The 24529-nt window shown below is 62.3% G+C and carries 26 protein-coding genes and 1 pseudogene; 11 read left to right on the top strand and 16 right to left on the bottom strand.

All coding sequences use genetic code 11. The features are described from left to right. Window positions 1-75 precede the first annotated feature (75 nt). Both A5692_RS08570 and A5692_RS08565 read left to right on the top strand, forming a co-directional pair. A complete protein-coding gene (locus A5692_RS08570) occupies window positions 76-1296 on the top strand; it encodes an amidohydrolase family protein (protein WP_067919802.1) in 1221 nt (406 codons plus the stop codon). Beyond that, window positions 1296-2180, top strand: coding sequence for a VOC family protein (locus A5692_RS08565; protein WP_156765986.1), 885 nt, complete (start codon window positions 1296-1298; stop codon window positions 2178-2180). Before A5692_RS08570 ends, A5692_RS08565 begins: the two co-directional genes overlap by 1 nt. A gap of 371 nt (window positions 2181-2551) precedes the next feature. On the opposite strand, the gene A5692_RS08560 is transcribed toward A5692_RS08565, so the two are convergent. The 4 genes from A5692_RS08560 to A5692_RS08545 all read right to left on the bottom strand — a co-directional run bounded on the left by A5692_RS08560 (window position 2552) and on the right by A5692_RS08545 (window position 6102). Next, the gene (locus A5692_RS08560; RefSeq protein ID WP_067919799.1) at window positions 2552-3667 is read right to left on the bottom strand and encodes an epoxide hydrolase family protein; all 1116 of its coding nucleotides are present in this window, start codon (window positions 3665-3667) and stop codon (window positions 2552-2554) included. Window positions 3668-4021: 354 nt separating this feature from the next. Continuing rightward, window positions 4022-4336, bottom strand: a complete 315-nt coding sequence (locus A5692_RS08555; protein WP_197509114.1) for an acyl-CoA synthetase — start codon at window positions 4334-4336, stop codon at window positions 4022-4024. A gap of 365 nt (window positions 4337-4701) precedes the next feature. Next, window positions 4702-5067: a hypothetical protein gene (locus A5692_RS08550; RefSeq protein WP_067919812.1), complete on the bottom strand. Its 366-nt coding sequence runs from the start codon at window positions 5065-5067 to the stop codon at window positions 4702-4704. A gap of 255 nt (window positions 5068-5322) precedes the next feature. After that, the gene (locus A5692_RS08545; protein WP_067919795.1) at window positions 5323-6102 is read right to left on the bottom strand and encodes an SDR family oxidoreductase; all 780 of its coding nucleotides are present in this window, start codon (window positions 6100-6102) and stop codon (window positions 5323-5325) included. A gap of 302 nt (window positions 6103-6404) precedes the next feature. Here A5692_RS08545 and A5692_RS29760 point away from each other — a divergent pair, with 302 nt between their 5' ends. Continuing rightward, window positions 6405-6644, top strand: a complete 240-nt coding sequence (locus A5692_RS29760; protein ID WP_231984241.1) for a hypothetical protein — start codon at window positions 6405-6407, stop codon at window positions 6642-6644. A 338-nt stretch (window positions 6645-6982) separates the two neighbouring features. On the opposite strand, the gene A5692_RS08535 is transcribed toward A5692_RS29760, so the two are convergent. The 6 genes from A5692_RS08535 to A5692_RS08510 form a co-directional block, all read right to left on the bottom strand. Then, the gene (locus A5692_RS08535; protein ID WP_067919793.1) at window positions 6983-7723 is read right to left on the bottom strand and encodes a FadR/GntR family transcriptional regulator; all 741 of its coding nucleotides are present in this window, start codon (window positions 7721-7723) and stop codon (window positions 6983-6985) included. 349 nt (window positions 7724-8072) lie between these two features. Next, a complete protein-coding gene (locus A5692_RS08530) occupies window positions 8073-9065 on the bottom strand; it encodes an acyl-CoA dehydrogenase family protein (RefSeq protein ID WP_082962471.1) in 993 nt (330 codons plus the stop codon). Between the two features lie 2 nt (window positions 9066-9067). After that, on the bottom strand, window positions 9068-10270 hold the full coding sequence (locus A5692_RS08525) for an acyl-CoA dehydrogenase family protein (protein ID WP_068054627.1): 1203 nt from the start codon (window positions 10268-10270) through the stop codon (window positions 9068-9070). Window positions 10271-10641: 371 nt separating this feature from the next. After that, window positions 10642-10974, bottom strand: coding sequence for a pyridoxamine 5'-phosphate oxidase family protein (locus tag A5692_RS08520; protein WP_142393491.1), 333 nt, complete (start codon window positions 10972-10974; stop codon window positions 10642-10644). Window positions 10975-10981: 7 nt separating this feature from the next. Further along, complete coding sequence (locus tag A5692_RS08515) at window positions 10982-11383, bottom strand: pyridoxamine 5'-phosphate oxidase family protein (protein ID WP_067919786.1); 402 nt, start codon at window positions 11381-11383, stop codon at window positions 10982-10984. A gap of 23 nt (window positions 11384-11406) precedes the next feature. Then, the gene (locus A5692_RS08510; RefSeq protein ID WP_231984240.1) at window positions 11407-11739 is read right to left on the bottom strand and encodes an acyl-CoA synthetase; all 333 of its coding nucleotides are present in this window, start codon (window positions 11737-11739) and stop codon (window positions 11407-11409) included. Window positions 11740-12048: 309 nt separating this feature from the next. Here A5692_RS08510 and A5692_RS08505 point away from each other — a divergent pair, with 309 nt between their 5' ends. Together A5692_RS08505 and A5692_RS08500 are read left to right on the top strand one after the other, a co-directional pair. Next, window positions 12049-13548 (top strand): class I adenylate-forming enzyme family protein, encoded by a 1500-nt coding sequence (locus tag A5692_RS08505; RefSeq protein WP_231984239.1) that lies wholly within the window; start codon window positions 12049-12051, stop codon window positions 13546-13548. 24 nt (window positions 13549-13572) lie between these two features. Beyond that, on the top strand, window positions 13573-13875 hold the full coding sequence (locus A5692_RS08500; RefSeq protein ID WP_067919784.1) for a hypothetical protein: 303 nt from the start codon (window positions 13573-13575) through the stop codon (window positions 13873-13875). Window positions 13876-14006: 131 nt separating this feature from the next. Here the strand turns inward: A5692_RS08500 and A5692_RS28955 are convergent, their stop codons facing one another. Both A5692_RS28955 and A5692_RS08495 read right to left on the bottom strand, forming a co-directional pair. Beyond that, window positions 14007-14171, bottom strand: a complete 165-nt coding sequence (locus A5692_RS28955) for a hypothetical protein (RefSeq protein WP_156764297.1) — start codon at window positions 14169-14171, stop codon at window positions 14007-14009. A gap of 1 nt (window position 14172) precedes the next feature. Then, window positions 14173-15363 carry a thiolase family protein gene (locus A5692_RS08495; protein WP_067919774.1) on the bottom strand — a complete coding sequence of 397 codons (1191 nt, stop codon included), beginning with the start codon at window positions 15361-15363 and terminating at the stop codon, window positions 14173-14175. A gap of 113 nt (window positions 15364-15476) precedes the next feature. Here A5692_RS08495 and A5692_RS28130 point away from each other — a divergent pair, with 113 nt between their 5' ends. Together A5692_RS28130 and A5692_RS08485 are read left to right on the top strand one after the other, a co-directional pair. Beyond that, the gene (locus tag A5692_RS28130; protein ID WP_082962469.1) at window positions 15477-15950 is read left to right on the top strand and encodes a MaoC/PaaZ C-terminal domain-containing protein; all 474 of its coding nucleotides are present in this window, start codon (window positions 15477-15479) and stop codon (window positions 15948-15950) included. A 366-nt stretch (window positions 15951-16316) separates the two neighbouring features. After that, window positions 16317-17168, top strand: coding sequence for an acyl-CoA thioesterase II (locus A5692_RS08485; RefSeq protein ID WP_158244000.1), 852 nt, complete (start codon window positions 16317-16319; stop codon window positions 17166-17168). Between the two features lie 382 nt (window positions 17169-17550). Here A5692_RS08485 and A5692_RS08480 read toward each other — a convergent pair whose 3' ends face one another. Both A5692_RS08480 and A5692_RS08475 read right to left on the bottom strand, forming a co-directional pair. Next, entirely contained in the window at window positions 17551-18300 is a 750-nt protein-coding gene (locus A5692_RS08480) for an alpha/beta fold hydrolase (RefSeq protein WP_068054624.1), read from the bottom strand. Window positions 18301-18424: 124 nt separating this feature from the next. Next, complete coding sequence (locus A5692_RS08475) at window positions 18425-19018, bottom strand: CAP domain-containing protein (protein WP_067919804.1); 594 nt, start codon at window positions 19016-19018, stop codon at window positions 18425-18427. A gap of 175 nt (window positions 19019-19193) precedes the next feature. Between A5692_RS08475 and A5692_RS08470 the strand changes: the two genes are divergently transcribed. Next, on the top strand, window positions 19194-19559 hold the full coding sequence (locus A5692_RS08470) for a DUF732 domain-containing protein (protein ID WP_067919771.1): 366 nt from the start codon (window positions 19194-19196) through the stop codon (window positions 19557-19559). A gap of 105 nt (window positions 19560-19664) precedes the next feature. Here the strand turns inward: A5692_RS08470 and A5692_RS08465 are convergent, their stop codons facing one another. Together A5692_RS08465 and A5692_RS08460 are read right to left on the bottom strand one after the other, a co-directional pair. Continuing rightward, a complete protein-coding gene (locus A5692_RS08465) occupies window positions 19665-20102 on the bottom strand; it encodes a lipoprotein LpqH (protein WP_082962475.1) in 438 nt (145 codons plus the stop codon). A 400-nt stretch (window positions 20103-20502) separates the two neighbouring features. Next, the gene (locus A5692_RS08460) at window positions 20503-21132 is read right to left on the bottom strand and encodes a TetR/AcrR family transcriptional regulator (RefSeq protein WP_067919769.1); all 630 of its coding nucleotides are present in this window, start codon (window positions 21130-21132) and stop codon (window positions 20503-20505) included. Window positions 21133-22518: 1386 nt separating this feature from the next. On the opposite strand from A5692_RS08460, the gene A5692_RS08455 reads away from it, so the two are divergent. From A5692_RS08455 to A5692_RS29755, 3 genes and pseudogenes are all read left to right on the top strand, one after another. Next, on the top strand, window positions 22519-23313 hold the full coding sequence (locus A5692_RS08455; RefSeq protein ID WP_067919768.1) for an ABC transporter permease: 795 nt from the start codon (window positions 22519-22521) through the stop codon (window positions 23311-23313). Beyond that, window positions 23310-24164, top strand: coding sequence for an ABC transporter permease (locus A5692_RS08450; protein WP_068054621.1), 855 nt, complete (start codon window positions 23310-23312; stop codon window positions 24162-24164). The genes A5692_RS08455 and A5692_RS08450 overlap by 4 nt, the downstream gene beginning before the upstream one ends. 5 nt (window positions 24165-24169) lie before the next feature. Further along, window positions 24170-24529 (top strand): annotated as a pseudogene (locus A5692_RS29755) (hypothetical protein); the annotation flags it as partial.

Below are 24529 nucleotides of genomic sequence, written 5' to 3'. Positions count from 1 at the left end.
GACCCAGGTTGGTCTGGTTCGAGAGTGGTAACTCATGACTTTTGATTCGTGTCAACATAATTGGAGGAGACACAGATGATCATCGACGCAGACAGTCATGTGTGCGAGCCGCCGGATACTTGGACCTCGCGGATGCCGTCGAAGTGGGGTGAGCTCATTCCGCGGATTCGTTACATCGACGATCTGGAGATGGATGTCTGGTGTATCGGGGACGAGATCGTCAACTCCCTGGCCTTTACCGTCTTCTATCAGGAAGCGGACAATCCGCTGCCGCATCGCCGAGAAGACGACTTTCCCGAGGTGCCGCAACGCGTCGAGGAGGTCCACCCGTCGTCGTGGGATCCAACGGAGCGGGTGAAGGTGATGAACGAGGCCGGCATCAACATGGCAGCGCTCTACCCGAACCTCGGGCTGACGAATCCGGATCGCTATCGCACCATCCCCGGAGCCACCCTCGACTTCCAATTCGACGTTATTGCAGCGTTTAACGACTTCGTCCTGAGCTGGGCTGAGCGGGAGCCGGGCCGGTTTATCCCGCTCGCGGTCGTCCCGTACTGGGATATCGATCGGTGTGTCAAAGAACTGGAACGCTGCGCTGCCCTCGGTCACAAAGGCTGGGTCTTGTCGGGCACACCCGAATACCACGGCGAGCCGCCGCTGTCGGATCGGCACTGGGACCCGATGTGGGATGTCATCAATGCATCCGGGGGCCCGGTCGCTTTTCACGCCGGCACCACGATGAATCCGGCTGAGTACAGAGTCGATCCGACTCAACGCACGGTGGGCGGGGACCGGGTCCGTGCCGTCGTCGATGTGGTGAAGTCATTCCTCGACAACGCCAACGCCTGCAGCAAGCTGCTGATGTCCGGGGTGCTGCCTCGTTATCCCGACATGAAATTCGCCATAGTCGAAAGTGGCGCAAGCTGGGTGCCGTTCCTGCTGGAGTCCCTCGACGTCCACTTCCTCCGGTACCGGCCGTGGGAAAACCGTCCCGAACTCAAGGCCGACGAACTGCCGAGCGAGGCATTCCGGCGCCAGGTCTTCGTCAACACCTGGTATGAGAATCTCCGCCCCGACGACCTCGCGCTGCTGCCGATCGACAACATCATGTTCGAGACGGACTATCCACACCCAACGTGCCTATTCGGCGAAGAGATCCAAGATTCGCTGACGACCAAGCTGAGCGCGCTCAACGAGGAGGACCGCAAAAAGGTGGCCTACCGAAACGCGATGCGTTGCTTCAACATCGCTGAGCACGAGGTCGGTAGGATCCCAGGCGCTGCGCTGCCGATCTGATGGTGACCCAGCGAAATACTGGCGCGTCGCCTGCCGCGGAGCAGGACGGCCGGATCGCTGCCACACATGGATCGATCCAATGCCTGGAGATGCAGCACATCAACATTGCTGCGCGGGACCTCGAGCTCACCATGGCACACTTCACCGATGTCTTGGGCGCGCAGTACGTGTACGACATACCGGCACCCCATTGGCATGCCGTGCTCGTCTACGTTGGTGGCGTGCTCTTCGAGCTCTTTGTACCGGAACATTTTCTGCTCAACGGCAGATATGGCCCCCACTACGTGGGGATCGAATACCAGGTGCACGATCTGAGTGCCACCCGTCACCAGCTTGCCGCCCGCGGTGTGGGCTTGATCAGAGACATCGGGATGGCTTTTCACACCGAACCGGAGCCATGCATGGGAATTGCGTTCGAGTTCTACGACCACAGTTTCCACAACGAGCGCTTCGATTGGAAGGAACCCCTCAAGTCGGCCGACTATTGGCGGCGCGATCATCCGATCGGGTACACCGGTCTGAAGCGCTACAGCGTGGCCGTCGCTGACCACGGCGCTGGACTGGCCTTTTTTCGGGACACATTCGTCATCGACGAACTCTACGAGGAAGACCGTCCGTTCATCGCCGGAAGGGTGACAGGTTTTCAGTTGGCGGACACTGTGGTCGAGTTGATCAGCCCGACCGGCGCCGGTGTCATCGACCGTCACCTGCGACGGTGGGGCGATGGTGTGCGGTCGGTTGTCTTCGGAGTTCATGATCTCGGTGCGGCCGCAGCCCATTTCGCCGGCCACGGTGTCGAGCTAGCTCCGGGCGACCAGACCGACACTCTCGCGATTATGCCCGCCGACAATCGGGGCGTGATGATGGAGTTCGCTGCCGAATAGGTGTCCACATCGGCCCACACCCATCATGCGGATTGGCATGGTGAGCCGGGGTAGAAGAGCGGCGCCCGGTTGCGCGGATGCCGAGCAGCTGCCCAAGCTGAGTACCGGAGTCGGGCTGCGGCATGGCGCGCTTCGCTGACGAGGTCGAGATTTCGTTGTCGAAATCTGCTGCACCACAGTGAATCCAGCCGCGGCGAGCATGCCATCGATCACGACGGGTGGTGAAGCCGCGACTCCCCGTATCGCAACCGCGGTGAGCGGACGCAAAATCGCGCACCGGCCTGTGCGGTCGAACCTCGACACCGACCCGACATCCTTGCACTCGGCACTGAGTTTGACGCCATCGCGGGTTGACCAACCAGCCCGATATTTCAGCTCTTTCGCACCGTAGCGAAGAATGACGTCACGTCGTCGACGAAGAGCTCGGGCTGCTCGAACGCGGCGAAGTGACCGCCGCGCGGCATGGACGTCCAATGCGTGATGTTGTAGTTGGGCTCGCACCAACTACGGGGCGTCTTGAATACTTCCTTCGGAAATGCCGCGATGCCGGTGGGTACCTCTACGCGATCGAATTGACCGCCGAAGGTGGAGAAGAAACTCTCCCAATACAGGCGGGCCGACGACGCCGCCGACGCGGTCGTCCAGTACAGCATCACGTTGTCGAGGAGCTCGTCGCGTGTCAGCACGTTCTCCGGGTGGCCGTCGCAGTCCATCCAACGCCAGAACTTCTCAACGATCCACGCCATCTGCCCGACCGGTGAGTCCACAAGACCGTAGCCGAGGGTCTGCGGCCTGGTTGCCTGTTGGCTCGAATAGCCTGAGTCCCAGCGCTGATAGTAGGCGAGGCTGTCTAGCGCCTGTTGCTCTTCGTCAGTCGGCTGGCCCATGTCCGCCGGCGGAAAGCTGACCGGCATGTTGAGGTGAATGGCGACGCATCTTCCGCCGGCACGGCCCAGCTGTGTGGTCACGGCGGCGCCCCAGTCGCCGCCCTGCGCCCCGTACCGCTCGTATCCCAGACGGCCCATCAGCGTATCCCACGCGGTGGCGATCTTCTCGATGCCCCAACCGGTATTCGTGGGCTTGCCTGAGAAGCCAAAACCGGGTAACGACGGGCACACCACGTGGAATCCCATTTCCGTCAGTGGTTCGATCACCTTGTGGAACTCAACGATTGATCCAGGCCAACCGTGGGTGATCACCAGCGGCAGCGCGTCGCTGCGCGGGGAGCGCTGATGAATGAAATGAATCTCCAGGCCGTCGATTTCGGTGGTGCAGTGATCGAACCTATTCAAAGCCGACTCGCGTGCGCGCCAGTCGTATTCGTTCGCCCAGTACGCAGCCAACTCGCGGGTGTAAGCGAGCGGCATGCCCTGGCTCCAGTCCTCGACGCATTCGGCCTCCGGCCAACGGGTTCGCTCCAGCCGCGCCTTCAGATCGTCGAGTGCGGCATCAGGAACCAAAATACGGAAAGGCTTGATGGAGGGCATGCGTCCGTTATAGCACAGGTTGCAGTAATCATATAAATGTATAGCTGTCCGCGGATTCACGACGCGGGAGGATCGACTCCGGTCTCAGGATCTCGATGGCCCGCCCGACGGCGAGTGGTTTGATACCCATTTCTCACGTTGAAACGTGTTGGCGAAACGGCGATCTGCGCTCTCGACTGCCCGCAGGGAGCCAATGCCATGGCTCCAGCGATCAGTAGTCAGCGGGGATCCGGAGCTGGCTGGATTAATGATTACCGGTACAAGTCACGTATTTGTGTGAGCCGACTGCAACGGCTAGTGCAACGCCGGGGGAACGGGCCGGCCAGCCATCCACCGCTCCGGATAACTCACTTGTCAATTGGTCGGGTGGATGTGCGGCAGGTTGCGCTTAGCTTTGCCGGCGTACCCGAAGAACTTTTCGAAGTTCTCGTCGTTTATGGGGTGTGCCGAATTGCGTTTCGCTGCCGCGCGAAGCGCGGCCAAACGCGCTCGAGCCTTCGGCAGGCCGTCCGCGGAGCCGGTCCGCTCGAGATGCACGACGTCACGCTCGACCGCCGCGATCTCGAGGCGAAGCCGCTCGCCTGCTTCTCCAAAAGTCAATAGGTCGTGGTCGTCCTCGTCGAGCTTTTCGCGTGATGGGACGGCGCCTGCCTCATCGTCGCTTGCCATGGTCATCCTTTTCGGGGGACGGCAATCAGTGATGCCCTAATCGTACCGAGCTCGGGGCGGGCCGACAGGCACTTCAGCGCGTATGCGCGAGCGCTGCGTGATGGAGGAACTTAGCCAGGTCCTCCCACGGTTCGAGATTATGCACTGAGACCCAATGGTTTCGGTAGCACTGGCCCTTCTCCTCCCATTCGTCGCCCACAGCTCTTGACGGTCTTGATCGTTCATCGTGGCAAGGTCGGCGGGAAACGCTCCGCTGACTGCCGGTATTATGAGGCCTCAGGCGGCAGGTCGACGGGATCGCGTCGGATTAAACCGTCGGGAGACTCGTTCGGTGTGCAAGATATCGAGGATCTCGCTCGGGCGTCCTACAATTTCGCGAGCCGGCGCTTACCGACCGGTGTCCACCCGGTGAGCGAGATGGTGCCCAGGTCCAGCGACTCGCCGAGGGTGAACTTTCCTGCCATCGACCTTGCAAGGAATTCCTGCATCACTTGTTCGGGTTCCCGGTCTAGTTCATAGATCACCAGGTACCGGTGAGTCGGGGGTGGCAGCACGGCGGGCAATTCCTGATCATCGGGAACGTTGACCTCCGAGATCGCATATCGTTGCGCCGCAACCACTCCGGGTACATCAAGGACCTGGGGTATGCCCGTGTTGTCGTACCACTTGTTGAAGGCATCGTCCTCATCAGCGATCGGATTGCTCAGCACGACGAGCACGTTTTTGGCCACGGCGGACACGTTATGACAGTTGACTGCCATAGTCAATTGGGTGACCTTATGCATCCTTGCGTCGGGGCGCCCGTTTCTGACATGGGTAGGCGCCGCGGCTGACCAACCCAATGAGCTGTCCGCCCTGCGCCACTGTCGTTCGCGTCGGCCATTCTTCGCGGGCTAAAGAAAGGATTGGGCAGGATCGGAACGTGCTCCGTCAAAAGCGCTTGCTGACACAAGATTTCAGCGTGCTTGGCCGGTGTGAGCTGCTACTCAACGCGGAGTAAACCGTTGTGCGCCGTCGAGACGCATCACTTCGCCGTTGACATACCCGTTCGTCAGCAGGAAGACCGCAGCATCGGCGAATTCCGCGGGCGTGCCGAGCCGTTTGGGGAATGGCACGTTGGCGGCGAACTTGGCGATGGCCTCTTCTCCGACCGACTCCATGATCGGCGTCTTCATGGTCCCGGGTGCGATGGTGTTGACCCGAATGCCGGCGGCACTGAGGTCGCGCGCGGCGGCGATCGTCAATCCGATCACACCGCCTTTTGCCGCAGCGTAAGCGGTTTGACCGATCTGGCCCTCGTAACCGGCGATGGACGCCGTGAGCACCAATGCGCCTCGTTCGCCGTCGGCCTGGGGTTCCGCAGCTGCGATGGAAGCGGCGACGAGCCGAGCGACGTTGTAAGTCCCGCTGAGATAGAGATCGATGGTCTTGGTGAACCCCGCAAGATCAGCCGGGCTGCCGTCGCGCTGCACGATGCGTTGAGCGACGCCGAATCCACCGTGGGCGACGACGGCATACCGCAGACGACCCAGTTGATTGGCCTGTTCGATCGCTTCCTCGACCGAGTCTTCGCTCGTCACATCGGTACTGACGAAACTCGCGCGGCTGCCCAACTCGTCGGCGAGCGCCTTGCCCTTGTCGGCGGCCAGGTCGGCGATCACCACGCCGAGGCCTTCGGCGTGCAATCGCCGCACCGTGGCCTCACCGAGGCCGCCCGCGCCTCCGCTGACGATCGCAGACGCACCGTTGAATTTTTCGACTGTCACTAATTCTCCTTTTGTGTGGACTGAACCTGTCATAAATTGCCGATCGCCAGGTCCCACGGATCGGCAGCAGTCTGGGGCATCCGGCCGAGCCGACGCGCATAGCCGGCCGGTGTGCCGTAGTCGTTTCTCCAGCTCTGCGCGCGCCGTGTCACGGCTCCTCTCGCCCGCTGACACGGACATGCGGGTCAAATGCTATAACTATATATCGCATTGGATCTGCGATCGCGGCGGGCCCCGTCGCGCAGGAGCGAGGCCCTATGTCCCATGGCTTCTGTGGAGAAGCGCGGCGCAGCGTCCACATCGTGAGCATCAATCGGCGGGAAGCGCTCAACTCCGTCACCGAGGACGTGCACCACGTGTTCGCCACGAACTGGAAGGCGCTCGACGCCGATGACGACGCGGTGCCCGACGAGGCGCTGGCGCTTGGCGAGCGGTTCGCCGCACTGCCGCCGCGAACTTTGCGGTCGTCGAAGGTGGCACTGAACATGCACCTTGCCCGGCTGCACAAGATGTACTGGAGTACGCGTTCGCGGAGAAACTGACGTCGTTCTCGACACCAGAGTTCAAGGAGCGAGTCGCCGCATTCCGCGCTCGAACCAAGAAGTAGCCGCTAGCGGTAGGCGGTGACGCGTGCCGCCGGCGCAGGCTTGCCGTCCCCCGATCGCGCGTGCGGCGGCGACGGCGGTGCCGCGCCCGATTCGCAGCGGCACTGCTTTGTAGCGGGACCGGTCGCTGGCAGTAGAAGGGACACAGATAGTCCACCCGCACCGACGCGGTTCGCATCGGCGCGCCGCCAGTGTTCACCGTCGCGCATGCGGCCAATTCGAGCCCCGCCGACGCCAACGGCGTCGTTGAGGAACGAGTCTATGTGTTGGTGCTGTCAGTCGAGAAGGTCGACGACGGTGGATAATTCCGAACCCGACAGCACAAACTCCTCCGTCTTGCGTAGGTGCTTTTTCCACAGCTCGCCGACCTGCTCAGCATCCCCGGCTTTGATCAGCTCCAGCGCCATGCGGTGCGTCTTTGCCGATCGGCGGATCGCCTGCTCTGCGCGAGCACCTTCCGTGGGCTGTAACGAGCGGTTTGCGTTCACGATGATGTGATGCAACATGTCGCTGACGATCTGCAAGGTCTTGTTGCCCGACAGCCGTGCGATTGCGACGTGGAAGTCTGTCAGTTGGACCACGGCATCGCTGCCTGGTTTCAATTGCTCCTCGGCTTCGACGATCTGCTCCAAGTCCGCGATTACTCTTGCGTTGCGCTGTTTGGCCAGCTGCACCACCATTGGCGTCTCGAGAGCCATTCGCGCGTCGTAGACGTCTTTGAGCGTGACGCCTTCGTACTCGAGAATCAGTCCGGCGTAACGGGCAAGCGTCTCGCGTCGCGGTCGGGTGACCCTGGCGCCGCCACGTACGCCACGCTGGACGACGATGAGCGATTCCGACTCGAGAACGCGGAATGCCTCGCGCAGCGTCGGTCTTGACACGCCGAACCGCTCCATCAGTTCTGACTCCGACGGAAGCATCGTCCCTTCGGCGATCTCGCCACGGATGAACATCCTGCGCAGCACGGTGGCCACGCGATCCGCCATCTTCGGCTCACGAAGGCTGGTGAGCTCCATATCGATCCTTCCACCGATAGTGGTAATCAACTAATTATTTGTAGGTTAGCCGAACGGGGCTGCATAAACCGAGTTACGCGCCCACCCAGTGATCAAGCTCATTTCTGGCACCGCATCGCCCGGCCCATCAGGTCCTTCGTGCACATCTGCTCGGAGATGATCTGGTTGAACCGGAAATCCTTCACACCGAGTCTGCCGTACTTTCCGTCGATCACAGCTGACTTAGCCGCGTCGGTCCGACTTCTCCACATAGGGAAGGCTCAACCGCTCGAAGAATTCCCGCGCGGTGGCGCGGAAGTCGTCATCTACTTCACCTACTTCATCGAAAATGCTGCGGCGTACCGATTCCTCAGTCCAGGTTGATGATCGCAGGAAGTGTGCGTCCGGGTGCATATGTGTTGAACAGGCGGTCGGCCAGCAGCGACTCCAGTTGCAAGTAGGAGCCGCACAGCGCATCGGTCTGAAAGCCTCGCTTCACGTATCGATGGAGGTCATGTTCGGCGGTCAAACCGGCCGCCCCGCACACCTGCAAGACGGCGTCGGCCACGTCGCGGTGTGCCCGACCTGCTGCAACTTTTGCGGCCTGGGCCGACAACGCCCCGCCGTATCGCCGCGAGTCGTCGAGAAGTGTTCGCGCGCCTTCCAATTTGGCCGCAGCAGCCGCTAGGGCATGGAGCGCGGACTGGCGCGAGCCGATCGGCGAACCCAACTGGACCCGGACGCTGACGTGTTCAACGGCGATGTGCAGGGCCTGGTCTGCCAACGCCACGAGTTCGGTGGCCAGCGAGCGATGCGCCGCCGCGATCGCGCGGCCCCACTCCGTTGACGCATCGGTCAGGTCGCCGTTGGCGGCCCCCTCGACGCGACTCCAGATCACACTTGCGTCGAATGTGTCGAGCCGTTCGCTCCGCAGCTGGTCGGCATCGACGACGGTGACAGAGGCCGTTCCCATCCCCCCAGAGATCGGAACCAGGACACGGCCGCGCGGGACACCGAGCAGGATGCCCTTCACCTGGCCCTCGTTCGAACTGGGCGTGGAACCTTGGGACAGCGCAGGCAGCACGACGGCATCGAGTGGCGGATCCGCCAACGCAGCCAGTTCGGCCAGCATGACGCGGTCCAGAGCATCGGTCAGCGCGAGCGTGCGCCCCTGTGCCCGGAACAACAGCGCACACGCATCTACCGGGGATTCGGACTCGATCTCCGACCAACCGAGCTCGGCCAGCAGCGGATCGATCGCCACGTGGTCCTGCTTGGCCGCGACTTCGTCGAACAGGCGGAACACCGCCTCTTCGATCATGGGCCACGATTCGTCGGTTGGAGTCGCTCCTCGCGTGCGCATGGTCACGATGCGCGGCTTTCCTTCGGCAACCCGAGAATGTGGTCGGCGATGATCCCACGCTGAACCCCAGCCGTGCCGCCCATGACCGTGGCGGCCCGCGAGTACCACCACTTCGCGCGTGCGGTGTCGAGCTCGTCAGGGCCGCTCCCGGTGCCGACCATCATGTGGTCTCGCGTGAGGTCGAGGATCAGGTCGTACACCGCGCGCTCGGCTTCGCTGCAGAGCAGTTTGTCGATGCTGCTCTCGGAGTCTACGGACTCGCCGGCAGCCAGCTTGCGCACGGTGGTGGCGGCACGGGCCTGCGCCGCGATGACCTCGACGTACACGCGCGCGAACCGCTCTCGCTGGGCCGAACCCGCTCCACGGGTCACCATGTATTCGCGCAGCCGTCCCAACTCCATCAACATATTGTTCAGCGCGGCATAGCCGTACATGCCGCGCTCGTACTGCATCAGGAACATCGTCACGGCCCAGCCGGCGCCGATCTCACCGACCAGCCGTTCCGGTGGCACGCGGACATCGTCGAAGAAGACCTCGGCGAGTTCGCGCCGCCCGCTGGCCAACGCGATCGGATGCACCGTGACGCCCGGTGCATCCGTGTCTATGAGCATCATCGTCAGGCCGCGGTGTCTGCTCTCTGGTGACCCGGTGCGGACGAGGACGCAGAGCCGCTTGGCCGTGCCGCCGTGACTGGTCCAGATCTTCTGACCGTTGACTATGAACCAACCCGAGCCGTCGTCGGTTGCCCGCGTCTGCAGGGAGGCCAGATCGCTGCCGGACTCCGGCTCGGAGAAGCCCTGTCCCCACCATTCGGAGCCGTCGAGACAGCGGGGCAGGTACTCACGTGCCAGGTGTGGGGCGAACTTCAGGATCGCCGGCCCCATCACCTCCAACGTCCACGCCTGCGCCGGGATGGGCAGCATCGCGTTCGCGAGCTCCTCGTAGAGGACGGCGCGGTGAATCTCGTTGCCGCCCAAGCCGCCAGCCGCCTCGGGCCAGCCGTATCGATTCCAGCCATCAGCGTGCAACCGTGCCATCACGGCTGCATCGTGTTCGAGCCCGGTCTCGGCGGTCGCGTACGCGGCGGTCCGCCAGTAATCGGCGCAGTCGAGCGTGCGTAGAGACTGTCGGAGATCCTCGCGGAAGATCGCGACCTGCGACACGTAGTCGCCACGGTTCACAACGTCGTTGAGGGAGGCCGACACTACGTCACCCCCTTCGGGTCAACCGGCTTGGATCAGTCGTCTGATCAGCTAAACAGTTATCTATAAGAGGTCGCGCCCGCCGTCCAGCAGGAGAAAGCCTCGGGGCCGGCGCACAAAACTAGATCGGGAGAGCGATTGGAGGGCCGCGTCTCTCAACCGACTAGGCAGGGTGCGTGAGCATCTCTCAGCCCGAGTCGACCACGTGTGCATACAATTCGTGTCACATGATGCGAATGCCTTGCCGCGTGATGAATGGAGACGTCTCGCGGAGGCGATGCGCTAGCGATCGAGCCGTCTGACCCAGATTGGCATTCATACGCTCGGTTATCGCGTAGGACGCCCGGAACCTGGCCCCTGTCTCACTCGGCTCACTACGACTCGCCCCGCTGGAGTTTTCCGAAATCGAAACCCGTGCTTCGCTCGATGTCGACACGAACACCTTCGTCGACGAAGTTTGGCTGGCCGTGCACTATTACACCCCGAATCTCGTAGTAGCTCGAATGCTCATCGGCGACACAGCAGAGCTGTTGGCGCGCAATGGCATTTACCGCGACGGGATCAGTCGGGTCCAACCGCAGCAGCAGCGCTGTGGTGCGGAACTCACTATGAGTGAGGGTGGCCGTCGGCCAGCCCTCGGCGTCGACGGTGCCGACCGCCATGACTTCGCAGCGCGACAGGAATTCGTCGATCTCCTCCGCGTCCATGCGGATATCACGCTTCGGCATTGGCGGCGACCACCCTCCGCGAGGGTCGGGAATGATCGACTTCGATTCGGAACACGACCCGCTTACCGTCTTCCAAACGCTCGCGAACGGTGTCGATCACGGCATCGGGTACGTCTGTCGGGCCCACTTCAGGTCGTGCGGGAATGAACGCGGCTGGATCGATCAGGCGGCTACGGCCCCATAAGGCAACGCCCTCGGCGGGATCGTCGTCGTTGACAATGACAACGCAGACGCGTTCGTCCGCGGCCAGATAGCGCGCCTTCGCGGCCTTGCGATAGGTCGTGAACTCGATGGCTCCGTCACGTGGGGTGCCGGTCATGGGGTATCCGATCACCGTGTCGTCGGGTCGCCTCATGAAGAGGAACATCAAAACCGGCCGGCCGTTCACCAACCATCCGGGGTATACGACCGTCAATTGGCAGCCTGGGTGCAGGGTAGGCTGCGCCTGGCCTTACCGGGTTTGCCGAAAAACTCCTGGAAGTTCTCGTGGTTGATCCGGTGCGTCGAATTGCATCGCGCTGCCATGCGGAGCGCTTTCAGGCGGGCTCGGCCTTTCGAGGGGTCGTGATCTGCGCTGGACTGCTCGAGATGTCCAACGTCATGCTCGGCGGCTGCGGTCTCCAAGTGAAGCCGCTCGCCTGCCTCCCCGAACGTCAATAGGTCGTGGTCGTCCTCATCGAGCCTTTCGCGTGTCGGGACCGCTTCGTCGACGCGTGCCATGGTCTTCCTTTCGGCGAACAGCAATTAGCCTCTTACCGCTCCTAAGTCATAGACACCTAAACAATTAGGAGCCCATCTGTGGATGAACGCCCGGATCGCCTCCGCGCTCGGCCCAGGTTGGCCCAGCATGACGTGGGTCGATCTGCCCTCGATCGCAAGCGCGCGGCCGATCGGAACTGCGCCCCGGTCCTCGTAGCGGCCGAAGGGATGGAGCCCGATGCCGATGATTGCGGTACCCAGCGTGCTGCTCGTGGTGCTCCTCGAATCGCTGGTTGGACTCCGGCGGACAGTAAGTATATAACTATATATCGGATTCGAGAAAGGCCCCGGGATTTGAGCATTGCACTGCTGCTGGAGATGGCCGTTTCCGGCGATCCCGATCGTCTCGCCGTAGTCGATCGTGGCGCCCGGCTGACCGCGTCGGAGTTGAGTCAGCTCGCGAGCGGGGGAGCTGGAGTCGTCCGCAGCTCCGGCGCTCAGCACGTGGCATACGTCGGCACGGGCGGGCACATGCTGCCGTCGTTGATCTTCTCGTCCGCGCGAGCGGCCATTCCGTTCACGCCCCTGAACTACCGTCTGAGCGCCGAGAGTTTGCACCAGTTGATCGGGCGCCTGCCGGCGCCGCTGGTAATCGCGGACCCGGAGTACGCCGAACTGGTCGCCGACGCGGGTAGACGCGTGATGACGTCCAAGGAGTTCACCGAAGCCGCTCGTGCGGGCGAACCGGTCGAGGAGTTCGCCGATCCTGATGATGTGGCAATCGTCTTGTTCACCTCAGGTACCACATCTGCGCCGAAGGCTGTGGAGCTGACACACAACAACCTGACCGGTTACGTCACGGGCACAGTCGAATTCGGTTCCGCTGACGCCGACGACGCGGCCCTGGTGTGTGTGCCGCCCTATCACATCGCCGGCATTGGTGCGGCACTGTCGAACCTTTACGCAGGCCGACGGATCGTCTACCTACGCAAGTTCGATCCGCGGGAGTGGGCACAGTTGGTGCGCGACGAGCGAGTGACGACTGCGACGGTGGTGCCGACGATGCTCGACCGCATCATCGCCGAGTTACAGGCCAGCCCGACGGATCTCCCGACGCTGCGCACTCTCGCGTACGGAGGATCGAAAGTGGGCCTACCGCTGGTCCGTAAGACCATCGCGCTGCTGCCTCACGTGGGGCTCGTCAACGCGTACGGACTCACCGAAACAAGCTCTACCATCGCTGTTCTCACGCCGAAGGACCACCGCACGGCACACGGCTCGACCGAGGAGGCCGTGGCGCGCCGGCTCGGTTCAGTCGGCAGGCCGGTGCCCGGCATCGAGGTCCAGATCCGTGATGAGACGGGCACTGTACTCCCGCCCGGTCAAACGGGGGAGTTGTTCGTACGGGGGCCCCAGGTATCAGGCCGATACACGGGAATCGGTTCAGTGCTCGACGCCGACGGCTGGTTCCCCACCAGGGACACCGCGATGCTCGATGACGAAGGCTATCTGTTCATCGGTGGCCGATCCGACGACACGATCATCCGCGGTGGTGAGAACATTGCCCCTGCGGAGGTGGAGGACGTGCTCGTGGAGCATCCCGACGTCCACGAGGTGGTGGTGGTCGGCATCGACGACCCGCAGTGGGGGCAGATCATCGTCGCAATCGTGGTGCCCGAGCCGGGCGCCGAACCGGATGTTGAAGAGCTGCGCGAGTTCGTTCGCAAAACGCTACGGGGGTCACGCACTCCTGACCGCATAGTCATCCGCGATGGTTTGCCGACAACCGCGACAGGCAAGGTACTCCGCCGCGAAGTCGTTGAAAGTCTGCACACTGTGGCCGAACAACATTAGTCACCAAAAACCAAGGAGCTGAAGATGATCAAGAACGGAACCCGTCTGCAGAGCCAGGTATGCGACACGCAGGTCATCGTCGTGCGGTCCGCCGACAGCCTCGATGACTTGCGGTGCGGGGGAGAGCCGATGGTGCCCCTGGACGCTGAGAAGTCACCCCATGCCGACCTGGATCCTGCTTTCGCCGGGGGCAGCACGATGGGCAAACGCTACGTCGACGACACTGGCGCCGAAGTGCTGGTGACCAAGGCCGGAGTCGGGGCGTTGAGTGTCGGTGACACTCCGCTGGCACTCAAAGAGGCAAAACCGCTGCCCGCCAGCGATTGAGAAACATGTTGGCTCGGACTACGTCCGCAACCGAGCCCTCCCAGAAAGGGCACTTAGATATTGGGCGGGACGCGTCGCTGGGGTGTCCGGGGCATCTTGCCATACGTCGACTGCGAGTCGTCGAAAAGCGGTTACTCGCTGGACTCGATGTCTGCCTGAACATCGGGATTGGCGTCGAACAGCTCCGGGCGCTCCGCCGGGAATTTCACCATGAGGGTGGACCACCGTCGTGACCCTTGGAGCACGGCACGTTCGCCGTCGACCCGAAAGAGATTGTCTGCGATGAGTTGAGGCATGTCATGCCACCTCGATAACCATTGCCGACCCCATTCCGCCGCCCGCACACATCGACATCACGCCGATTCCGCCACCGCGGCGGCGGAGCTCGTAGATCACCGACGTCAACATCCGCGCGCCGGTCGCGGCGATAGGATGGCCCAGGCTGATGCCGGATCCGTAAACATTGACGATGTCCTCGTCGAGGCCCAGTTCACGTGTGCATGCCACCGCCTGGGCGGCGAACGCCTCGTTGATCTCGAACAGCGCCACGTCTCCTAGTTTGCGGCCCGCTAACTCCAGCGCTTTGGGGATGGCCGAGATCGGTCCGCTCCCAGTCCGATTCGGCGGCACGCCGACCGAGGTCCACGCCAGCACGTTGGCCAAGACGTCCTTGTCAGTGTCTGGTCTGGCCAGTGCGACCATCGCCGCCGCATCGTTGAGCCCCGAGGAATTTCCTGCAGTCACCGTGAACCCCTCGATCTCGGGATGCAGCACCTTCAGTCCGGACAAGGCCTCCAGAGTGGTGTCGCGGCGCGGGTGTTCGTCCTGGGCGAAGGTGACCGATGACCCGTCGGCCTGCGGAACTCGCAGCGGCACGATCTCGTCGACGAAGGAACCGGCGTCGATGGCCTTCACCGCGCGCTGGTGGCTGCGCAGCGCCCACTCGTCTTGGTCCTGACGCGAGAGGCCGTACTGCACTGCGCAGTTGTGTGCCACCGTGATTGACATGTCGAGGGCCGGCGCGTCCGGCGTCGGCGGGTGTGACAGCGGGGACCAGGGGTCCTCGTAGTCCTCCGGGGACTTACCAGTGGTGAACGGTTTGCGTTTGCGCAGCAGCGGTGTTGTCGAACACGATTCCATCCCGCCGGCCAGGATCGCTCGCCTCATTCCGGCCGCGATCTGCCCTGCGGCCACCGCGACCGCAGAAAGACTCGACGCGCATTGCCGGTTGACCGCCATCCCGGGAATGCCGATCAGGCCCAGGTCGACGGCGACGTAGCGGGCGCTGTCTCCGCCGCCCTGCAGGCTCTCGGCGAGCACCAGGTCGTCGAACTCGGCGGCATCAAGTCCTGATCGTTCGATGGCCGCGGCGACCACCGGTTTCGCCAACTCAACGGCAGGCATGTGGATTAGCGTCCCTCTGCGGGCGGTACCGATAGGGGTGCGGGCGGCGGCCACTATGGCGGCGCGCGACGTCGTCGGCGTCATGTGTCTCCCGAAAGGTTCTCGGACTGGCCCCGATGGGTCGTCCTGATTCGCCGTCAGAGTATACCGTAAAATAGATATCTGTATTCGCCGTCTGGCGGGAGTGAAATGAAGTCATTCGGTCGGTCGACGACGCGGTCGAGGCGACAGGGGCCGAACTCGGCGTCAGCCGGTGGTTCGACGTGGAGCAGTCGCGTATCGACGAGTTCGCCGATGTGACCAGGGACCACCAGTGGATCCACGTCGATGTGGAGCGCGTGGAAACTGAAAGTCCCTACGGCGCAACCATTACGCAAGGCTTTCTGACCCTGTCGCTTATTCCGGGCCTGAGCATGGACAACTACCGCGTGGAAAATGCCAGGATGGGCATCAACTACGGGTTGAACCCGGTCGGGTTCGCGTCGCTGCCTCATCGACGGTATCGCGCCCAGCGCGGGGCCCTCCCAAGAAGGTGGATGTGTTCGGTAACGGTCGAAGCGAAGGGCGCGAACAAGGACTTGACGAAAGCCGTTCGCGTGCTTGGCGATTGTGCCAGGCCCGTGGTGCTGCGTGTGAAGTGTCACAGCAGCCTGCAGTGCCTCGGTCCTTGATTTTGAGCGCGCCGGCGTACTCGAATTTCTGCTCTATAGTAGATTTGTATCGCGAAATGGTCACCGGGAAGCGGACGGAAATTCTCGGGCAGTCAACGGCCCAGAAGAGTGGCCTAGATAGACAGGGATTGCCATGGCAGCTCTGCGTACCCAGACACGAGGCACGCCCAACAAAAGCGCGGTCGCGTCCGTTCGCCGGGTCAAGAAGACACCGCTGTCGAACCTTTGCGGGGTCCTCGCCCTCATCCCAGCCGAACAAGCCGCCGCCGTATTGCGACTTGCACACGAGCGCCGGACATCGCGGACGCCGGTCGGAAGTCGCAGCCCGCTCCAAGAGGGCTGTTGATGGTCGCCAGTGTCGCATCCTTGATCGACCTGCTCGACGTCCGATTCGTCGCAAGCGACTTCTACCGAGGGACCACGCCCGATATCGGTATGCCCCGGGTCTTCGGCGGGCAGCTGGCAGGCCAGGCGCTGATGGCAGCGGCCAAGACCGTCGAGGAAAAACGCCTCCCACACTCTGTTCAGTCGCACTTTCTCTCCGCGGGGCTGATCGGGCCGCCGATCGACTTTCGCGTCGAACGCTTGCGCGACTCACGCTCGTTCTCCGACCGGCACGTCATAGCCGAGCAGCAGGGTCGGCAGCTTCTTTCCATGCAGGCCTCGTTCCACGCTCCGGAAACTGGGCCCGAGCATCAACTGGCTGCCGAAGCGGTCGACGGCCCGCCGAAGGCCGGCGCGGCCATGCGTCCCTTTCCCGATGATTGGGCGGAATTCTATCGACGATGGTCTTCTCTGGACGTCGACTGGTGCCCGGATTCGAATGGGCGCAAGCCGCTTACGACAACGGGCAAGGGTACGCTGCCGCGCCTCTGGGTGCGAACGTCGACACCTTTCGAAGGTCCTCAAGCGGTCCACAGTGCCATCGCCATATGTGTCGCTGACCTGACTTTGTTGAGGAGCTCCTTCAGCCCCCACGAGATCGGGCCCCACAACGACGTTCAGACGTTCACCCTCGATCACTCTGTGTGGTTTCACCGCCCCTTCCGCATTGATCAGTGGTTGCGCTTCGATCATTTGTCGCCGAGTGCCTCGGAAGGCAGGGCGTTCTGCGTCGGCGGATTCTTCGACGAGCGCGGCAACCACGTTGCCTCTGCGACGCAAGTGGGTCTCATTCGAGAATGGTCAGGTCAACACAATTGGAGGAACAACAGATGATCATCGACGCAGACGGTCATGTGTGTGAGCCGCCGGATCATTGGACCTCGCGGATGCCGCCGAAGTGGGGTGAGCTTATTCCGCGGTACGTTACGTCGACGATCTGGAAATGGATGTCTGGTGTATCGGTGACGAGATCGTCAAGCCGTCTGACCCAAAGTGGCATTCATACGCTGAAGGGCCGTCGGCTGTCTCCTACAGTCCGCGTCAGGCGTCGGGACTGCGCCCTGCGGTACAACCTGAGGGCTGTGGCCTGCTCCATTGATGCAAATCGTCCCCGCGGAACGAAGTACGTCGGGTGGGGCAGGTCAACCGCGGCCGCCAGCACGAGTCAAAAGTCGGTGCTGCCAAGCCTGCGGGGCTCGATCTGAAGTACACGCGCTCACCCGACCGAGGCATCGTATCGGCGGCAGCGGTCGAGAAGGACCTGCGCTGTGCGATTCGGATGGCTGATCATCATGTCATGGCATGAGTCGACCTCGACGATGGCGTGGACCCCGCCCAGGGCGTCGATACTTCGCCGTTGGGACGCGATGGAAAGCGCGCGATCGCGGGTAGTGAGGATCCAGGTGCGGGATACGTTCGCCGGAAAGTCACTACGGTCCACCGGTTCAGTCGCGATCGATATCGTTTCGGGGTAGAGCCGTGCCATCATGAACCGGCGTTGCTTCTCGGTCATCTCATTGCAGAACGCATAGCGCGCAAGGAAAGCCGGTATTTTCATCGCTTTTCGCTTCCCCACGCCGCGTCGAGCGAACCATGCCATTGGACCGTCGAGCGTGTCCGTGATCGCTTCGCCTTGACGCGGCACGAACGCCGCCGCCAGAACCATCTCACGGACGCGCGCAGAGCCCAGCCGGGCCACCACCCCGGGTACCGTCACCCCCGCCATCGAGTGGCCAGCGATGACGATTTCGCCAAAACCCGCATCATCGATATCGGCGACCACGGAGTCCACCCAGGCGCCGATGGTGGCTGCGGTCAGGTCACCTGGCTTCGAGCCGCGACCGGGAAGGTCCACCGCGAGGATGCGGAGTTTTGGTTCCTGGCGGCGCAATTCCGAGACCGTCAGATCCCAGCAGTCGCCAGCATGCGCTCCACCATGGACGAGAACCAGATCGGGTAGCGGCATCTGAAGTCCTCAGCGGAACCGCATAGCGCGCCCGTTGGCGTCGAGCAGGCGCAGCACGACGGGCTCACCCGTCTGACCCGCTCCAATGAAGCCGACTGTGTTGATCATTACGTGTGAGCCTTGCTTATTGCGGTGGATTTCCAGGCGGCGGGTACACGCCCCTGAGAATCCAGGGGAACCAGTTGAAGCCAAATTCGAGCTCGTCGCTGGCGTCATAGTCGGGGCTGGGATCGGGCGGAATGTTCTCGCCTTCGGTGTTGACTGGCTGCGCTGGCTTGCCGTAAACGGCGACGACAACGGTACGACCTGGATTGTTTAGCGACCAAACTCCCATTTGGCTGTTGGCGCAGTTGGACATGATGGCTAGATCATCTGGGTTGTAATACCACCGGTTGATCAGATCGACGCCGCTGATTGCTATGGACTGATTGATGGCCACCGTTTCGGTCACCTGACCTTGGTAGCCGGCCGCATTGGCGCGATCTTGTGGGTTTGATCCGTCCGAGCCGGTATCACCATCGAGGGCGCGGTTGTTCAGCAGATCCTCGGCGTGACGCTGCGCTGCGAGTTGCAGTTGCTTGTTGGGCCTGACGTCATTGGTGCAGCCTGCATGGTGCTGCACTGTGAAAACGTTGGCGAGGACACCGTCGTTGAATCGTTTGTTGTTCGGTATGAGCGTGTTGTTGTCATTGTCGGCGTGCGCGGTGGGGCTGGCCAGCAGGGTGGCGGCGATCAGAAGGACGGGCAAAGGCAACGGCCGACAGCGCGTGTACAGGCTCCTGCTTGTCTGAACCGTCATCGCAGAACCCCCAGCTGAGCGCAACGCCGTGTACACGTCGCGGTTTGGAATGGTACTAGGAGAAATTAGATAGATATATTACGCTTTGACGGTCATGAAGCAAGGGAAAACTAGGGCTAAGCTCGCCGTCGCTACGTTCGTTGCTTCAAGCGTTGTCGCGGTGGCAACAGCCCCAGCTGCAGACGCGGACGCGGTCGCGTACCTGCTAAACGTAACTGTTCGGCCTGGGTACGGCTTCGCCAACGCCGATGCGGCCCTGGCCTACGGTCACGGAATCTGCGACAAGATCACCCGAGGTGACAGCTACGCCAGCATCGCGCGTGAGGTCAAAGCCGACTTCAACAACTCCGGCGAGTATCAGGCGACGTATCTGATAAGCCAGGCCGCCCAGGAACTGTGCCCCAGCCTCATTTGGCCGCTGCGGAATTCCGCGGGGAACTACCTGCCACCGCCAGGCTGATGCCCGGTATGCATCGCGGCACCTGCCGGACAAAAACGGCGCCGCCCCCGAAACGCTGTGGCGAAAGGCATGTCTCGCAGTTACCAACGGGGTTTCAGCTAGCCGCTAACAGGCGACTCTGATCGTGAAGGTGCCGGTTGTCCTCTGGCCGGGGTTATCTGTGTTGAACCCGTCCGCACTGCCACGGATCGTGTACGTCTGATCGTTCATGGTCACGTCGGCCCTGCCGCCGAGGCCGGCCTCATAACTGCCAGTGAATCCGCCCAAGTCATTGATGCTGACGGAGTTAGCAGTGAGCGCATCCTTGTTGGAGACGAATGCTTTAACGCCCGCGGCTGGGTTGCCGGTTGCGATCGTCGTTAGTGAACCGAGCAGAATGCACTGGACTGAGTGGATCTCGGGGAGAGTCCGATTGTTGATCGTCACCTGCGCGGTTCCCCCCGGTAGTCGCCCTGACGAAGATAGATTGGCGGGCGACGACGAGCACGCCGCGAGGCCTGCCGCGATCACACCGGCTGCGGACGCGTGGATGAACGACTTCAACACAAGCCCACCTCAGTAGGTTTCGATCTGCAATGCCGCGTACCTCGCGCCAAACGATATGTGCCACCGTCACGGCCGCCCGACGGCAACTTACTCGACAGACCGCGGTGATGGCTAAGCGAGACAAGGTTATCCATACTCTGATGTTTTCGCCACCAGCATCGCCGTTCCGTTTCCGACGGAGCTAGTGATCAGCCGACGATCTGGCTCCTTCGTCACCGGCGAGCGTACGAGCATTCGGTGGGGCCGTCCTCCCGTTCGGAACGGCGAAAAACGAGGGCACGAATCCAGCAGTGTCCTAGCCGGTTTCGGCCCGGCACGAGCCGCGGAGAAAGGTCGGGACGATGGTGGCGAACGGCGACTGCCCAGCCGGCATAACACCGTTGGGCGCCTGACGGGGCTAGGGCCGAGGCTTCAACGAAGCACCAAGTAGGTTCCGCAGCACGCCCTCGTCACCACCGTCTTCAGGGTCGGCCGGTTCGGCAACGAGACTGAAGCTGACCCGGACAATCCAGCGGGCCAGGGTTTCCGCCGGAAGATCACGGCGAATCTCACCAGCAACGGCGGCATCCTCGAGGCGCCGCACCAGCGCGTCAGCAAGCTTGGCTCGCCACAACTCAGAACCCTCGGCCGCGTGATAGGCAGCGCCGAGGGCTTGGTGGTCGTCGACCAGCGATCGCATTATCGGTGAGCTGCGAGCGATCTCTTGGCCCACCAGGCATGCCGCGACGAGCTGAGCCAAGAAGGGTTCGTCCGTTTGCCAGCATCGGTAAACGCGCTCCACCGTGACGCCAAGCACTCGCACAAACGAGGCTGCCAGCAGTGCGTCCTTGTTCGGGAAGTAGTAGTACACAGTAGAGCGGTGCACGCCGGCGCGCTGCGCAACGTCGCTCATCCGCGTGCGAACTGGGCCTTTCTCGGCGTAGCAAGCGTCCGCCGCGGCCAGCAACCGTTCGCGCGCCTCCTCCTCGTCTGCAGGAGTGTCGGCACGCCACGAACGTGCGCGGGATGCGTGGCCCTTCGCGGTCACAAGTGCACACTACGACGCACGGAGCACCAGTGAGGCAATGGCCAAGCCGGACGGCTCGGCACGGGCGCGCGAAAACCGGCCTTTTCCGGCGCTGGCCGAAGATTTCTACGCTGAGGGAGCACTTGACGGCGGGGTGGCACGCCGCAGTAGAAGAACGGACCTGCTGCGCAGCAGGGATCGGTCCAGCTGCTCTCCGGGTGGGTGGAAGTTGATTCCATGGCGAGCTAACCGTGGGCAACCGTTGGGCAGCAACCGTAATCCCGATGAGGTTGGGCGCCCGACAGATTGCTTCAAATTCGACGGCAACGCGCCGAATCGTGCAAATTAGAAAATCAGATAAATAGATAGATGGTTTGATGTCGTAACGCAGCCGCAGGCGTCATATGTTCGCAAGTGGTCATCGACGCGACGCGGCCAGCAATGATCCCCCGGTGGGTTGGGAGCGATTGGTTACTGGTGTTGCATTTGGGGGATATTGAGATGGCATACGCGATGACGTTGATGACCGCGGATGCACCGCGGCGCGTCCATCAACCATGATGGCGTCGTCGTTGTCTCGCAAAATTGCAGCTCATAGCCTGTTTTCGAGTGCGGACGTCAGCCGGCTTCCCCGAGGCCCCGGCCGTTGGTCGTCTGATGCAGCCGCGCTGCGATCGACCTCGCCACACGAGCGCTGCTTTTCGGCGGCGATGTGGAAGCATTTATCGCGATCTATTTGTCGTGGTGGCGTTCTATTGTTGGACCGCTCTGCGGGCATTGTAAGACAGAATTGTCGACGCTCTCTAAAGTGTATGTCCGCCCAGATTGACCAAGCGCGCTCTAGTGGAAAATTCTGTATGGCAACTTTCGTCCAAAAAGTCTTCCGAATATGCGAAATATTTGCCGAATGGCAAATTGTTCAATCATAGTGACGGGTCGCCTTTAACTCCGCCGAACCCTTCCAATCCGCTTGGAGGGCGGGGGCGCCTCCACGCTGGCCCGGGCCGCGAGACCTTGGCCTAGTGGGCGGCTCACATGCAAGAACGGCTAGCTGAGAGCCTTTGACCGGGGGCGCTGGCCGACTATTTCGATAACGGTTGCCACATTCAGACTAAATTTGTCGGAACCGTCGCAGCAAATCGGTGGTTGTTTATCAGGCGTCGACCAATCCGGCATGGACGCGAATAAGAGAGGTGTATGTTGCCCTCCATGAAAGCCATGGTGTACCGTCCCGCTGTGCTACCTGTCACACTATTGGAAGGGGGCGGTTTGACTTTCCGCTGGGTGAGCATTGATCGGTCCAATGTCGGTGGCGATTAGATACCGACGAGGGCACTAATGGTTGTGAGAGACACGGCGAACACAGAGCCTTTGGCGGCGTCGGATCCGGCTCCCGTCAGATCTCCGATGGCGGTGTTGGCGTCCCTGGGGGTGCGGCCCACCTGGGACGTTGAAGCGAAGCCGCTGCGCGAGGTCGGCGCCTTCTTCGCGTTGTCGCTCGACATCCTCGTGCAGCTCGTGCGGCCGCCCTTCGCGTGGCGTGAGTTCATCCATCAGTCTTGGTTCGTGGCGCGGGTGTCGATGTTTCCCGCCGTCTTCTTGGCGATCCCGCTGAGCACGCTGCCGATCTTCATCATCAACGTCCTGCTGGTCGAGATCGGCGCCGCCGACGCATCCGGGACCGGGGCCGCGCTGGCCAGCGTCGTGTTCATCGGACCGATTGCGACGGTGCTGGTGATCGCCGGTACCGGCGCTACTGCGATGTGCGCCGAGCTGGGCGCTCGCACCATCCGCGAAGAAATTGACGCCATGCGAGTGATGGGGATTAGCCCGGTCCAACGTTTGCTGGTGCCAAGGGTTTTGGCGCTCGGGCTTAACGGGTTGGTGTTGAACAGTGTTGTGACCATCGTCAGCCTGGTCGCTGACTATCTGTTCTCCGTCTACTTCCAGCACGTTAACCCTGGTACCTTCGCGGCCAGCCTCACGCTGCTTGTCGGGCTTACCGAGACGATCACGGCCTACGCAAAGGCGGCATTATTCGGGGTGGTGGCGGGCCTCATTGCGTGTTACAAGGGCATGACCGTTGGCGGCGGTCCGCAAGGTGTCGGCAATGCGGTGAACGAAACCGTGGTGTACACGTTCCTGGCACTGTTCATCATCAACGGGATCTTGCTCGCGATCACGACGAAGGCGACGATGTGACGGCCGCGCCAGCAGCACGTCGACTGCCGCGGGTGAGCAACGCCGCGGGTGCCTTCGTCAACAGGTGGATCGAGCTCGGAAGCCAGACCGCGTTCTACGTCAGGGCCCTGGGCTCGGTGTGGGAAGCCATCGCCCGATACAAAGTGGAGATGATGCGCCTGATCGCCAGCATGAGCATGGGTATCGGGGCGCTGGCCGTCATCGGCGGCACGGTGGTGATTGTTGTCATCTTGACGATGGCCACCGGTTCATATGTAGCCATCCAGCTCTTCCGATCGTTATCCGATGTTGGCGTGCAGGCGTTGTGCGGCTTCGCATCCGCCTATATCAATACGCGCATTGCCTCGCCGATCATCGCCGACATCGGCCTGGCGGCCACCGGCGGCGCCGGCGCCACCGCGCAGCTGGGCGCTATGCGGATCAACGAGGAGATCGATGCGCTCGAGACGATGAGCATCCGCGTCGTTCCCTACCTGGTCTCCACCCGGGTGGTCGCGGGCGTGCTCGTCGCGATTCCGCTGTGGTGTATGGCGGCGATGGCGGGATACTTTGCCACCCGCAGCCTCATCATCTTCGGGTACGGCCAGGCTCCCGGTGTCTACGAGCACTACTTCCACTCTTATCTGCAGCCACTCGACTTGATCTGGTCCCTGCTCCAGGTCATCGCCTCGGCCACAGCGATCATGCTGGTGCACACCTACTACGGTTTCTACGCTTCGGGCGGTCCGGCCGGCGTGGGTGAGGCGGTCGGTCGCGCCGTGCGCGCCTCACTGACCGTGGCGATGGCGGTGACGCTGGCGGTGGCGCTCGCCGCCTATGGAGTGTCCGGCAACTTCCACCTGTCCGGGTAGCGGCTATGGAAAAGAATAAGAAGCGCCGCGAAGCCGGCCTGCACCCCGCGATCTGGACCTTCGTTCTCCTCGGCGTCATCGTCGGATCGGTCGCGCTGACCATCGCGCAGTTCAACAGGGACTTGAGGCCCTATAGCCGAGTGACCCTGATGTCGGATCGCTCAGGCCTGGTGATGGAACCCGGCGCGGCGGTGAAATTGCGCGGCGTCCAGGTTGGCCGGGATGTACCTGAGCTGCTCCGGGTAGAGCTCCAGGTGAAGTCTCACCGGATCACCTGGCTGGATCGACGACACCCGGCCAACGTGGGCGCCAAAATCACCGCCGCGCCGGGTTCCATCACCAGGCCTGAGCGATCCGACATCAGG

Source organism: Mycobacterium sp. E342, assembly GCF_001667665.1.
Lineage (GTDB): Bacteria > Actinomycetota > Actinomycetes > Mycobacteriales > Mycobacteriaceae > Mycobacterium.
The sequence above is the reverse complement of the archived record's forward strand: the minus strand, read 5'-3'. Positions and strand labels throughout refer to the sequence as shown.